Origin of the sequence: Streptomyces sp. ISL-94, assembly GCF_018614075.1 — a bacterium.
Lineage (GTDB): Bacteria > Actinomycetota > Actinomycetes > Streptomycetales > Streptomycetaceae > Streptomyces.
Map to the genome: position 1 here is coordinate 34940 of NZ_JAGGOZ010000075.1, position 13072 is coordinate 48011.

At 72.8% G+C, this 13072-nt stretch carries 11 protein-coding genes, 1 tRNA gene and 1 pseudogene; 6 read left to right on the forward strand and 7 right to left on the reverse strand.

All coding sequences use genetic code 11. The features are described from left to right. Positions 1-588: 588 nt before the first annotated feature. The 3 genes from J7E94_RS23155 (at position 589) to J7E94_RS23165 (ending at position 4731) form a co-directional block, all read left to right on the forward strand. Positions 589-3405, forward strand: a complete 2817-nt coding sequence (locus tag J7E94_RS23155; RefSeq protein WP_215018485.1) for a DNRLRE domain-containing protein — start codon at positions 589-591, stop codon at positions 3403-3405. Positions 3406-3443: 38 nt separating this feature from the next. After that, positions 3444-3980, forward strand: a complete 537-nt coding sequence (locus tag J7E94_RS23160; protein WP_215018486.1) for a hypothetical protein — start codon at positions 3444-3446, stop codon at positions 3978-3980. Positions 3981-4158: 178 nt separating this feature from the next. Continuing rightward, positions 4159-4731, forward strand: coding sequence for a DM13 domain-containing protein (locus J7E94_RS23165; protein ID WP_308345427.1), 573 nt, complete (start codon positions 4159-4161; stop codon positions 4729-4731). Positions 4732-5269: 538 nt separating this feature from the next. Here J7E94_RS23165 and J7E94_RS23170 read toward each other — a convergent pair. Beyond that, positions 5270-5343, reverse strand: a tRNA-Pro gene (locus J7E94_RS23170). A 108-nt stretch (positions 5344-5451) separates the two neighbouring features. Between J7E94_RS23170 and J7E94_RS23175 the strand changes: the two genes are divergently transcribed. Next, entirely contained in the window at positions 5452-5931 is a 480-nt protein-coding gene (locus J7E94_RS23175; RefSeq protein ID WP_215018488.1) for a DUF309 domain-containing protein, read from the forward strand. 41 nt (positions 5932-5972) lie between these two features. On the opposite strand, the pseudogene J7E94_RS23180 reads toward J7E94_RS23175, so the two are convergent. The 4 genes and pseudogenes from J7E94_RS23180 to J7E94_RS23195 form a co-directional block, all read right to left on the reverse strand. Then, a pseudogene (locus J7E94_RS23180) lies at positions 5973-6391 on the reverse strand (VOC family protein). A 5-nt stretch (positions 6392-6396) separates the two neighbouring features. After that, the gene (locus tag J7E94_RS23185; protein WP_374224486.1) at positions 6397-7119 is read right to left on the reverse strand and encodes a lactate utilization protein C; all 723 of its coding nucleotides are present in this window, start codon (positions 7117-7119) and stop codon (positions 6397-6399) included. Continuing rightward, complete coding sequence (locus tag J7E94_RS23190; RefSeq protein WP_215018489.1) at positions 7116-8603, reverse strand: lactate utilization protein B; 1488 nt, start codon at positions 8601-8603, stop codon at positions 7116-7118. The genes J7E94_RS23185 and J7E94_RS23190 overlap by 4 nt, the downstream gene beginning before the upstream one ends. Continuing rightward, entirely contained in the window at positions 8600-9355 is a 756-nt protein-coding gene (locus J7E94_RS23195; RefSeq protein ID WP_215018490.1) for a (Fe-S)-binding protein, read from the reverse strand. The genes J7E94_RS23190 and J7E94_RS23195 overlap by 4 nt, the downstream gene beginning before the upstream one ends. A gap of 18 nt (positions 9356-9373) precedes the next feature. Here J7E94_RS23195 and cobF point away from each other — a divergent pair, with 18 nt between their 5' ends. Beyond that, a complete protein-coding gene (gene cobF / locus J7E94_RS23200; RefSeq protein WP_215018491.1) occupies positions 9374-10126 on the forward strand; it encodes a precorrin-6A synthase (deacetylating) in 753 nt (250 codons plus the stop codon). A gap of 40 nt (positions 10127-10166) precedes the next feature. Here the strand turns inward: cobF and J7E94_RS23205 are convergent, their stop codons facing one another. Next, a complete protein-coding gene (locus J7E94_RS23205) occupies positions 10167-11408 on the reverse strand; it encodes an aminotransferase class V-fold PLP-dependent enzyme (protein WP_251057093.1) in 1242 nt (413 codons plus the stop codon). After that, positions 11405-12352, reverse strand: a complete 948-nt coding sequence (locus J7E94_RS23210) for a LysR family transcriptional regulator (RefSeq protein ID WP_215018492.1) — start codon at positions 12350-12352, stop codon at positions 11405-11407. The genes J7E94_RS23205 and J7E94_RS23210 overlap by 4 nt, the downstream gene beginning before the upstream one ends. A 116-nt stretch (positions 12353-12468) precedes the next feature. Here J7E94_RS23210 and J7E94_RS23215 point away from each other — a divergent pair, with 116 nt between their 5' ends. Beyond that, positions 12469-12858: a nuclear transport factor 2 family protein gene (locus J7E94_RS23215; RefSeq protein ID WP_215018493.1), complete on the forward strand. Its 390-nt coding sequence runs from the start codon at positions 12469-12471 to the stop codon at positions 12856-12858. The last annotated feature ends 214 nt before the right edge of the window (positions 12859-13072 follow it).

Consider the following 13072-nt stretch of genomic DNA (forward strand, 5'->3'; position numbering starts at 1 on the left):
AGCCGCTGCCTCCCTGGAACCGAGTACCGTCCGCCGGAACAACGGCCGAACAGCGTTGCGACATCCGATACGCCTGCCCGAACCACCGCGCAGGCGGACAGCAGCCGTCATACGGGCTGCGGGGCTGCCTCGGCGGCGGCCGGGTCCCGGCCGCCGCGGGGCAGGCGGCTGCCGCCGGGACCTCGGCGGTTCAGCCGGCGGCCGCAACCGGCCCCTGCCGCCCGGCTCCTATGCGTCCGGTTCGAAGCGGCTGGGGAGTTCCTTGAGGGCGCAGCGGCGTTCGAGGTAACCGAACAGACAGATCTGTTCGATTCGACTCCAAGGAGCCGTCGCACCCGCACCCCTCATCGCTTAGCGGCTCGGACGCCCTCTGGGGCGGGGGCCGGCCCGGAGTTCCTCGTTCCGTCATGATCATGCTCACTCACGCACCGTGAGACGACGCCTGGACACCCTCGGTGGACCATTGCGAGCATCCGCATGTCTGTACCAATCCTCTTCTGAGCAGCAGGAGTTGCCAGCGTGCACAGATCAATCAGGGCGTCCGACGGGTCCCGAGGGCGGGCCCGGGCCGCAGGTCGTGGCAGGAGCGTGGCCGTACCGCTCGCCCTCTTACTTCTCGCCGAGTCGGCCCTCCTGGCCGGCGCCGCGGCCCCGGCGGGAGCGGACCCCGCTCCCGCCGGCCCCGCCACCGGGCCGGCGCGAGCGGCCGCGAGCCGCGCCCAGGACCGGGAGGCGTCGGCCGCCCGGCTCACCGCGCAGGCGCAGGGCCGCCGGATCGAGGTGACCGGCGCCCGTACCGAGGCCACCACCCTGTGGGCCAACCCCGATGGGACCATGTCGGTGGAGTCCTTCGCGGGCCCCGTACGGTTCCGCGAGGGCGGCCGCTGGGTCGATGTGGACGTATCCCTCGTGAAGGACCCGGACGGTTCCGTACGGTCCAAGGCGCATCCGCGCGGCCTGAAGCTGGCGGGCCGTACCCCTGCGGCCGGAGGCGACCTGGTCACCTTGGGCAGCGGCGAGCAGACCGTGTCCCTGGGCTGGACGGGCGCCCTGCCGGAACCCCTGCTCGACGGCGCCAAGGCGACGTACGTGAACGTCGCGCCCGCCACGGACCTGGTCGTCGAGGCCACCAGGACCGGTTTCGAGCAGTACCTCGTGGCCAAGGACCCTTCGGCCGCCGAGAGCGCCGCGTCCTTCACCCTGCCGGTCCGGGCCAAGGGCATCAAGGCGGCCCAGCAGGCCGACCGGTCCGTCGCCCTCACCGACGCCAGGACCGGCAACGCCGTCGGCAAGCTGCCGACGCCCTTCATGTGGGACGCCTCGCGCGACGAGTCCGGGCGGGAGGGCGCACGTCGTGCACCCGTCGGAATCGACGTAGTGCAGCGCGGCGACGCGTTCGATCTGAAGGTCTCCGCGGACAAGGGCTTCCTCAAGGACGCGGACACGAAGTTCCCCGTCACCATCGACCCCGCGGTGTACTTCGGCACCAACTTCGACACCATGGTCCGCAACGGTGTCACCGACGATCTGTCGGGCGACATCGGTCTGGAAGTCGGACGCGCGTGGCAGAAGACCGAGGCGCGCTCCTTCATCAACTTCCCGCGGAACGGGTCCGTCACCGGACAGGACGTCCTCAACGCCGAGCTGAACCTGTTCTCCGTGTGGTCGGACTCGTGTGAGGCCCGCTCCTGGGAGATCTGGGACACGGGCACGGTCGACGCCGCCACCCGCTGGAACACGCAGCCCGCCTGGCGCTCGAAGGTGACCTCCTCGACCCAGACGTACGGGCACACGGACTGCGGCGTCCGCTGGCTGTCGGAGGACATCACCCCTCTCGTCAAGCAGTGGTCGGGCACGAACCGGTCCGTGGACACCATCGGGCTGCGCGCCACGGACGAGGCCGACTACAAGTCGTTCAAGATCTTCGCCTCCGCCGACGCGCCCGCGAACCCGCCGTCCATTCTCGTCACCTACGAGGCGCCGGCGGACCCGGTCAAGGACCATGTCGTCTACTGGAACGACGTCCTGCAGGAGACCTACCGCCAGGTCGGCGGAGCGCCCGGCCCGCTGGCCCGGGCGGGTGCCATGATGCACGGCGCGATCTACGACGCGGCCAACTCCGCCCGGTGCGCGGAAGGCGCCGTCAAGTGCCTGGGCGCCCCGTACCTGGTGAAGGCCACGGCTGCCAACGGCGCGCTGCCGGATGTGAACAGCGCCATCGACCACGCGGCCTTCGAGGTGCTGAAGTCGGTCTATCCGGCTTACAACTTCGACGACGAGCTCGTGGCCGCGCGCTCCACGATCCCGGCCGCCGTCACCGCCGAGCAGCGTGCGGCGGGCACCGATGTCGGCCAGCAGGCGGCCGCCGCCATGATCGCGGCGCGGCAGAACGACGGCTCCGCCCCGGCGGCGCCCTATACGGGCAGCCAGACCCCCGGCTACTGGCGCCCGACCGGTACCGGCAACGGCGCCACCCCCGAGTGGGGCAAGGTCAAGCCCTTCGGCATGACCACAGGGTCGCAGTTCCGCCCCACGGGCCCGGTCCCCGGCACCACCACCATGGACGGCCTGCTCAAGACCCAGGCGTACGCCGACCAGGTCACGGAGGTCAAGAACCTCGGCGGCGCCGACTCCACGGCCCGCACCGCCGACCAGACCAAGGCCGCCCTCTTCTGGGCCAACGACCTCGACACCACCTACAAGCCGCCGGGCCAGCTCTTCGAGCTGACCCAGATCCTCTCCCGGCAGCAGGGCCTGACGGTCGTCGCCAACGCGAAGCTGTTCGCGCTCACCGCGTTCGCGATGGCCGACGCCGGTGTCACCGCCTGGGACGCCAAGTACCAGACGGAGATCGACCTGTGGCGCCCCGAGAGCGCCATCCGCCTCGACGGGGACGGCAACCCGAACACCGTCGGCGACCCGAACTGGCAGCCGCTCTCCCAGGACAAGAACGGCAAGCACTTCAGCCCGCCCTTCCCCGCCTACGTCTCCGGTCACGCCACCTTCGGCGGGGCCTGGGCCAAGGTCATGCAGAACTGGTTCGGCACCGACCAGATGACTTTCACCGGCACCACGGAGGACCCCAACGCCCTCGGCGTGACGCGGACGTTCACCAGCTTCTCCGCCGCCGCCCAGGAGAACGCCATCGGCCGGGTCTGGCTCGGCGTCCACTACAAGTGGGACGGCACCGACGGCGTCAGCTCCGGCAGCCAGGCCGCCGCGTACACCACGGCCAACAGGCTGCAGCCGAACACCGCCGCCGACTGGGTCGCGTACGAGAACCTGAGCAACCTCGGAGGCTGCGAGGCCCAGGGCAAGCGCCTCGTGGCGGAGCACCGGTGGACCGCGTACAAGTGCACCCAGATCGCCCCGCCCGAGCCCGGCCACCGGCTCTCCGTCAAGTGACCCGGCCCCGAGAGAGGAAGACAGACACAGTCATGCGCATGTGGAACAAGCCCTTCCGAGGTCGCCCCGGGCGCGCGGCCCTCGCCCTCGCGGCGGCCCTCGCCCTCGCCGGCGCGGCGGCGCCGCTGTCCGCCGCCCTCTCCACCAGTGCGGCGGACGCCGCGGAGGCGCAGGGCGGTGGACGGGACCGGTTGCTGCCCACCCCCGGGGTGCCACGGATATCCGACGGCCCTTACGCGGGATTCCAGCTCTGCGGATCGGCGGCCGGCAAACCCGTCGTAACCAGCGGGTCGCCCACCCTCGCGGCCACCCTGGAATCGGTGGCCCCGCCCGGCACCGTGGAGACGCCGAACGCGGACGGCAACCGCCACAAGGTCGTCTTCGAAGTCGACGCGGCGGACGGCAAGCAGATCGTACGCAAGCAGCTGACCAGCGACACAAGCCACGATGCCGCGTATCAGCTCCCCGAAGGCAAGCTCACCAACGGCGAGTACCGCTGGCGCGCCCGCGTCACGGACGCGGACGCGGTCTCCGAGTGGACCGCATGGTGCGACTTCACGGTCAAGCGCTCCTGAGAACCGTCGGCCCCTAGGCCGGCGACCGGCCCGTCGGCTTCCCGCCGACGGGCCGGTCGCCGCCTTACGGCCCGGTCGCCCGTAAGGAAACCGTCATACGGCGGGCATGGCGCCGCCGGCGCCGAGGCCGTTGACTGTGGGTTACACATCCGACGAGAGAAATGACGAGGGAGTCGACGTGGGATTCGGGAACAGGCGCGGACGGCTGATCGTTGGCGCGCTGATCACCGCCGTGGTGGTGCTGGGCGTCGGCTTGTACCTGTTCCAGCCGTGGAAGCTCTGGCAGAACGAGACGGTCAGCGAGGCACTTCCGACGGTGCCCGCCGCCCCGCCGCCCGGTTCCTCGCCGACGGCGGCCCCCACGAACTCCGGTCCCGCCCCTGCCGCCGATCCCGGTCCGCAGACCCTCCTTCAGGGAACCCTGGTCAGCCACGAGCACACCACCACGGGCACGGCCAAGCTCATCCGGCTCTCCGACGGCACGCGCACGCTGCGCCTGGAGAACCTGGACACCAGCAACGGGCCGGATCTGCGCGTCTGGCTGACCGATGCCCCGGTCAAGGAGGGCAAGGACGGCTGGGAGGTCTTCGACGACGGCAAGCACGTCAGTCTGGGCAAGCTCAAGGGAAACAAGGGCGACCAGAACTACGAGATCCCGGCCGACGTGAACCTCGCCGACTACTCCAGCGTCACCATCTGGTGCGACCGTTTCAACGTGTCCTTCGGCGCGGCAGCACTCCGGTCCGCGTGACGCTGCGGCGGCCTCACCTGGCGCCTTCACCAGCGCTTCCTGCAGGCCCTACTGCGACGCCGGCGGGCGCATCGAAGGTGCGCCGAGCACCGAACTCCTACGCGAGGCCCTGGGCTGCTTCAGCACGGGCACCCATCACGCATAACTCTCCTCGTGGCCAGCGAGGTGTGTGACGTGCGCACGCAAGTGGCAAGGGCCCCGATGCGGCAGGAGCAAGGGCCGGCCTGCGCGCAGCACGGCGTCAGGAATCGGCGAAGAGGTCCGGAACGGTCCGGACAGCTCGCTCGAACGGCTCCGTGCTGCCGCCCGCCCGGGAGGGACCTTGGGCACTTTCGAGAAAGCTGACCAACAGGGCGGCCTTTGCTCGGTGTTGCCGCGCTGGTGTCCCAACTGGCGATGACGACCGCCGGGCTCCGCTCACCATTGCAATGGCCCTGCGACCCACTGGGACGCGGTGGTCACCAAGTGGTCCCCAAAAATGATCGAGGGGCCGTTTCAGATTGCTCTGAAACGGCCCCTGACCTGCGACTCTTTCGAGTCGGGACGACAGGATTTGAACCTGCGACCCCTTGACCCCCAGTCAAGTGCGCTACCAAGCTGCGCCACGTCCCGTTGTGCTGTTGATCTGGGGTTTCCCCCGTCCCGGCGGCACATGCAGAACATTACCCCACGTAGAGGGGTGCGCATGCACTGGTTTCCGCCGGGAGGGAGGATGGCCGGGTGAACGCACGGGATCGGGATGTTGAGGGGCGGGCGCGCAGTGCGCGGCCGAGGGACGGGCTGGGGCGGCCGTTGCCGTACGGGGTGCCGGGGGTGGAGCGGCAGCCCGAAGGGGTGGTGCGGTCGGGGGCCGAGACCGTGCGGGAGGCGCAGCGGCTGTTGGACGCCGGGATGCCGTTCCACGCGCACGAGGTGTTCGAGGACGCCTGGAAGTCCGGGCCGCAGGGCGAGGTCCCGCTCTGGCGGGGGCTGGCGCAGCTCGCCGTCGGGCTGACGCACGCCGCGCGCGGGAACACCGTCGGCGGGGCGCGGCTGCTGCGGCGGGGGGCCGGCGGGATCGAGGGGCTGCGGGGGGAGGCGTACGGGATCGATGTGCCGGGCCTGGTGCGGTGGGCCCGGGAGCTGGCCGGGCGGGTGGAGGCCGGCGGTACGGCCGTCGATGCCGTGCGGGAGGCGCCGAGGCTCGGCGGGGCCGGGTAGGTCCGGGCGGCGGGGCCTGTGCCGGCTGCGCCCGGACCGGCTCAGGCGGCGGGCTGGAGCAGGTCCCAGCGGTTTCCGTACAGGTCCTCGAAGACCGCTACGGAACCGTACGCCTCGTGGCGCGGCTCCTCCAGGAAGCGGACGCCCTCGGCGGTCATGCGGGCGTGGTCGCGGGCGAAGTCGTCGGTGTACAGGAAGAAGCCGACGCGGCCGCCCGTCTGGTCGCCGACGCGGGCGCGCTGGGCCTCGTCCTTCGCCCGGGCCAGGAGGAGTGCGGACTCCTTGGCGCCGGGCGGGCGGACCACGACCCAGCGGGAGCCTCCCCCAGCTACCGCTGGGAGGTGCCCCCAGGCCGGGCGGTGTCCTCGGCCAGGTCGAAGCCGAGGGCGCGCGTGTAGAAGTCGATGGCCTCGTCGTAGTCGTGGACCACGAGGGCGGTGAGGGCGATGTGCGAGGGCATGCCCCCTATTGTGCGCCGACGAGGATCACTTCCAGGGTGCGGGGCCCGTGGACGCCTTCCACCCGGTCGAGTTCGATGTCGCTGGTGGCGGAGGGGCCGGAGATCCACGTCAGGGGGCGGGCGGGGTCGAGGCGTTCGAGTGCCTGCGGGACCGAGTCGACCACCTGGTCGGGGACGCGGACCACGCAGATGTGGTGGTCGGGGATGAGGGTGATGCGGCGGCGGCCCTGGTCCGGGGCGCCGTCGAGGATGATCGTGCCGGTCTCGGCGATGGCCAGGGCGCAGCCGGTGACCACGCTGTCGACGCCGTTCAGCTGGTGCGGGGTCGAGGCCGCCTCGTCGTGGACGCGGGCCGGGCCGGCGGCGGAGAGCCAGTGCGGGGGCAGGCCGGGCGGGACGAGGACCGTCGCGGAGGCGGCGAGCAGCCGCGCCAGGAGCCCGGGGAGGCCGTCCTCGGTGGTGCGGTGGACCTTCGCCCGGTATTCCGCGAGGTTGGCCGCGAGCAGGTCCGCCCGCTCCTGCGCGGTACGGGCGCCGTGGACCCGGAGGTAGTCCCGGGGGATCTCCCCGTCGGGACCCGGGAGAGAGCCCGCGTCCGGGCCCGGGAGGAAGCCCCCGTCCGGGCCCGGGAGGAAGCCCCCGTCGGGACCCGGGAGCGAACCCCCGTCGGGGCCCGCGTCCGGCACGGCGCGGCGGATGCGTGCCAGGATGCGGTCCTTGCTGCTCACTGCGGGGTCTCCCGTTCGCGCGTGGTCCACCAGTCGCGGAAGGACTGCGCCGGGACGGGTGGCAGTTCGCGGGCGTCGGTCCAGGCCCGGCCCGGGCCGGGCAGCCTGCGGGGCGCCAGCCTGCGGGCCCGGGCCAGCAGCCGCTCCCCCGCGCGCAGCGCGGCGGGCCAGTCGGCGTGGTTGAGGAGCAGCCGGGCGGCGCGCATCGCGGCCCGTTCGGCGGTGTGTCCGTGCGCCGGGCGGATGCGTACGCGGATGCCGTCGCGCGTCACCGGGCCGCCTTGGACCACCCGTTCGCGCAGGTGGACGAGGGCCTCGGGGATGTCGATGGCGACCGGGCAGACCTCGTAGCAGGCCCCGCACAGCGTGGAGGCGTAGGGCAGCGAGGCGTCGATCTCGCTGCCGGTGCCGCGCAGTTGGGGGCTGAGGATGGCGCCGATGGGGCCCGGGTAGACGGATCCGTAGGCGTGGCCGCCGGCGCGCTCGTAGACCGGGCAGACGTTGAGGCAGGCGGAGCAGCGGATGCAGCGCAGGGCCTGGCGGCCCACCTCGTCGGCGAGGGTGTCGGTGCGGCCGTTGTCGAGGAGGACGAGGTGGAAGGCGGACGGGCCGTCGCCGTCCGTGGTGCCCGTCCACATGGTCGTGTACGGGTTCATCCGCTCGGCCGTCGAGGAGCGCGGCAGCGTCTGGAGGAAGATCTCCAGGTCCCGGAAGGTCGGCACGACCTTTTCGATGCCCACCACCGAGATCAGGGTCTCGGGCAGGGTCAGGCACATGCGGCCGTTGCCCTCGGACTCGAAGACAACCATCGTGCCCGTCTCGGCGACCATGAAGTTGGCCCCGGACACGGCGACTTTGGCGCGCAGGAACTTCTCGCGCAGGTGCAGGCGGGCGGCTTCGGCCAGTTCGCGGGGGTCGTCGCCCAGCCCGTCCGGCGCCGGGCGGCCCCAGCTGCCCATCTCCGTGCGGAAGATGTCGCGGATCTCGCCCCGGTTGCGGTGGATGGCCGGGACCAGGATGTGGGAGGGCCGGTCGCGGCCGAGCTGCACGATGAGCTCGGCGAGGTCGGTCTCGTAGGCGGCGATCCCGGCTGCCTCCAGCGCCTCGTTGAGGCCGATCTCCTGGGTGGCCATGGACTTGACCTTGACGACCTCCCGCTCGCCGGTGGCGCGCACCAGGTCCGTCACGATGCGGTTGGCCTCGTCGGCGTCGGCCGCCCAGTGGACGGTGCCGCCGGCCGCCGTGACCGAGGCCTCCAGCTCCAGCAGGTAGCGGTCGAGATGGCGCAGGGTGTGGTCCTTGACCGCCTTGCCGGCGGCGCGCAGCCGGTCCCAGTCCTCCAGTTCGGCGACCGCGCGGGCCCGCTTGTCGCGGATGGTGCGGGTGGCGTGCCGGAGGTTGGCGCGCAGCACGTCGTCCCGTACGGCCTCCCGCGCGGCGGAGGGGAAGGCGGGCATGCCGAGATGCGTACCGGTACCCGTCATCGCAAGGGCTCCTTCTCGGTCGCGGCCAGGATCTCGGCGAGGTGCAGGGTCCGCAGCGGGGATCCGGCCCGGCGCAGCAGGCCGTCGAGGTGGGCGAGGCAGGAGTTGTCGGCGCCGCACAGCACCCGCGCACCCGTCGCGGCCGCGCCGGCGATCTTGTCGGTACCCATCGCGGCCGATACGTCGGGGTTCTTGACGGCGAAGGTGCCGCCGAAGCCGCAGCACTCCTCGGCTCCGGGCAGTTCGACCAGGTCCAGGCCCTTGACGGCGGCCAGCAGCCGCCGCGGCCGGTCCCCCAGCCCGAGGCTCCGCAGACCGTGGCAGGAGGGGTGGTAGGTCACGGTGTGCGGGAAGTACGCGCCCACGTCCGTCACGCCGAGCACATCGACCAGGAACTCGGTCAGCTCGTACACCCGCGGGGCCAGCGAGCGGGCGGCGTCCGCGAGCTCCTCGCCCCGGCCCTCCGCGGCGGCCTTGCGGCCGATGCGCGGGTAGTGCTCGCGAATCATGGCGGCGCAGGACCCGGAGGGGGTGACCACGTACGCGTGGCCGGCGAAGGCCTCCGCCGTGCGCCGCACCAGCGGTTCCGCCTCGCGCCGGTAGCCCGTGTTGTACTGCGGCTGCCCGCAGCAGCTCTGGGCCGCCGGAAAGTCCACGGTGACGCCGAGGCGCTCCAGGAGGCGTACGACGGCGATGCCCGTTTGCGGGTACAGCGCGTCGTTGACGCAGGTGACGAACAGGGCGACGCGCATGACGGGCAGAATAGCCGGGTGAAGAAGTTCTCAGTGATCGGCATAGGCGCGGGCGACCCGGACCACCTGACCCTCCAGGCGGTCAAGGCGATCGGCGCGGCGGACGCATTCCTCATCCTGGAGAAGGGGGAGGAGAAGGCGGACCTGACCGGGCTGCGGCGCGCGATGCTCGACGAACACGCCCGCCCCGGCCACCGGCTGGTGGAGGGCCGCGACCCGGACCGGGACCGGACCCCCGCCGATTACACCCCCACGGTGGACGGCTGGCGCAGTGCGCGGGCCGAGCTCTTCGAGCGGTTCATCGCGGAGGATCTGGCGGAGGACGAGACCGGGGCGTTCCTGGTGTGGGGCGATCCCTCGCTGTACGACTCCACCCTCGCGATCCTCGACGAGGTGCTGGAGCGCGGCCGGGTGGCCTTCGAGCACGAGGTCGTCCCCGGCATCAGCAGCGTCTCGGCGCTGCTGGCGCGGCACCGGACCAACCTGAACCGGGTCGGGCGGCCGGTCCAGATCACCACCGGGCGGCGGCTGGCCGGGGGCTGGCCGGACGACGTGGACGACGTGGTGGTGATGCTGGACGCGCGGCACGCCTTCACCGCCCACCTTGACCAGGACCTCTTCATCTACTGGGGGGCCTACGTCGGCACCCCGGACGAGATCCTGGTCTCGGGCAGGCTCGCGGAGGTCTCCGGGCGGATCGAGGAGCTGCGGACCGAGGCACGGGCCCGCAAGGGCTGGATCATGGACACGTACCTGCTCCGGCGCGGCTGACCAGGGTCACCTCCTGACCCCCGCCACCCGTCGGCCCGCGTCACGTCAGGAAGCGCGGCAGGGCGGCGGCGAGGCGCTCGTACTCCTCGGGCCGGTTGTAGATCTGCCCGCAGATCCGGATCCCGCCGCCGCCCGGCCAGGGCCAGATCAGCACCCGGACGCGCTGCCGCGCCGCGATCTCCTCGCGCAGCGCGCGGGCACTTTCCATGGTCTCGGCCACGCCGGGCGGCAGGCGCAGGGTGCGCATGGCGAGGCCGGCGGTGTGCGGGAGCACGGTCAGGCCCGGGATCCGGGCGAGCAGCGCGGCGCCGTACGCGGCGAGGGCGCTGTTGTGGGCCCGTATCCGGTCCGCGCCGAGGCGGTCCTGGAGGTCCAGGCCCTCGGGGGCGGCGAGCCAGCCGGTGTAGTCGGCGGTGGCGCGGTACTCGACGGAGCGGGGGAATCCGTGCTCGTCCTCCCAGGACGGTACGAGGGCCCGGATCCGGTGCCGGTGCTGCGGGGCGACGGCGAGGATCGCGGTGCCGGGCGGGGCGTAGCCCCATTTGTGGAGGTTTCCGAACCAGAAGTCGGCGCCGCCGGCGAGGGGGTCGGCGAGCATGCCGGGGGCGTGCGCGCCGTCGATGACGGTGATGACGCCGCGTTCCCTCAGGTCGGCGAGGAGCCGGGGGCTCGCGATCAGCCGGGCGGTGGGCGAGCTGATGTGGTCGAGTACGGCCACGCGCGTACGGGGCGTCAGCGCGGCCAGCACGGTCTCCCGTACGGCGTCCTCGTCGGGCAGGTGGGGGTCCAGGGCGATGGTGGTGACCGGGGCGCGGCGGGCGGCGGCCGCGACGACGGTGCCGTAGCCGTGGTCGGTGACCAGGATCTCGTCGCCGTCGGCGAAGGGGACGGCGTCGAGGGCGAGGTTGGCGCCCTCGGTGGCGTTGGAGATGAAGGCGAGGCCGTCGGGGTCGGCGCCGAGGTGCGCGGCGATCCGGGCGCGGGCCCGGGCGAGCCGGTCGGAGACGGCGAGGAAGAAGGCGTCGGGGTCGGCGTGCGCCTCGGCGCGCAGCGCGGCCTGGGCCTCCTCGACGGGTACGGGTACCGCGCCGAAGGAGCCGTGGTTGAGATGGGCGACGGCGGGGTCGAGGCGGAAGAGCTCCGGCCCGCCGGGGAACTCGGCCGGGTGCTCCCCGGCGTACGCGCCCGGCGTTCCGGCGGGCGAAGCGGCGGGCGGTCCGCCGGGGTTCGCGCCCGGCGCATCGCCCGGTGAACCCGCCGGGCGTATCGGCTGTGTCGTCAAGGGTCCTCCGTGGTTGCGGCACGGCTGTCGCCAGGATCATCTCCCGGCGCGGCCGGCGCCGGTAGCCCGCCCGCGAAGGCCCGGCGCCCGTGGGCGACGAGCGCGCGTACGGCGGGGCCGTGCGCGACGCGCCATACCAGGGAGAGCAGGGCCGGGGTGTCGACGTCGTCGATGACGCGGGCGATGAGCCGGTCGCGGTAACCGGCGGCCATCGACTCGCTGAGGACGGCGACGCCGAGCCCGCGGGCCGCGAGGCCGGCGATGGCGTCCGCGGCTCCGGCCTGCAGCGCAATCACCGGTTCGATCCCCTGCGCGGCGCAGGCCCGGTCGAACACCGTACGCAGTCCCGTGCCGGGGGGCATGCACACGAGCGGATGGGCGGCCAGGTCGCGGAGCGCGAGCCGGCGTCGGAGGGCCAGGGGGTGCCCGGGCGGGACCGCGACGACCAGCCGCTCGCTGATGATGGTCAGTGCTTCCAGTCCGGCGGGGTTGGCGGTGGCGGCCCCGATGAGGGCCAGGTCGACCGTACCGGCGTGCACGGCCTGGACGAGCCGGTCGGAGCTGTCCTCCAACAGGGCGATCTGCACGCCGGGATGGGCCCGGTGGAAGGCGGCGAGGGCATCGAAGAGCGGAGTGACGGTGCAGCCGACGACCATGCCGACCGTGATCCGGCCCCGGAGCAGGCCGGTCACCTCGCCGACCGCCTGGCCGACCGCCTCGGCGGCGGCGAGGGCCGCCCGGGCGGGCGCGAGCGCGGCCTCCCCGGCGGCGGTGAGGGTCACGGTGCGGGCCGACCGGTCGAACAGCTCGGCGCCGAGCTCCCGTTCGAGCCGGCGGATCTGGGCGCTGACGCCGGACTGGCTGATGTGCACCCGCTCGGCCGCGCGGGTGAAGTTCCGCTCGTCGGCGACGGCGACGAAGTAGGCGAGTTGCCTCAGTTCCATGACTGCTCCATGACTGCGGATTCTAGTTCCCAGAAGATCCATCTGTTGGACTTCTGATCGGCGGGCGACCACCCTGGAAGCACGAAGCCCCCACCGGAACAGCAGCAGGAGGAACCGTGCCGGAGTACGACAAGGCCATGCGGCCCGAGGACATCACCCGCCTGTTCGTCGAGCGCTCCAACGCCGGGGACGCGGCCGGGGTGGCCGCGCTCTACGCGCAGGACGCGGTGCTGGCGTACCCGCCCGGCGAGACCACCGTGGGCCGGGAGGCGATCCGCGCCCTGTGGGAGAAGGTGCTGGCCCATCGCCCCCGCTTCGAGCAGGAGACACCGCTGCCGACCCTGGTCAACGGCGACATCGCCCTCACCTCGACCCCGCCGAAGGACGGCTCCGGCGCCCGCGCCCAGGTGGTCCGGCGCCAGCCCGACGGCAGCTGGCTGCGCGTGCTCGACCAGCCGGAGTTCGTACGGCCCGACGACCGGCCCGAGCCCGTTCGGCCCGGCTAGTGCTGTGGCCGGAAGGGTTTGCCGGGGCGCGGCGTCCGGTGCGGTGCATCGCAAGGCGGAGGGCCGCGGCTCGTACTGGACGTACTTGCGCGGTCCGACAACGCGGCGAGGTGCCGTGCCTGGGGGCACCTCCGTGGGGGTCCCCCCGGACGGAGTCCGGGGGAGGTAGCCGGGGGAGCGTCGCGACCCGGTGAACCTTTCCGGTCACAGCACT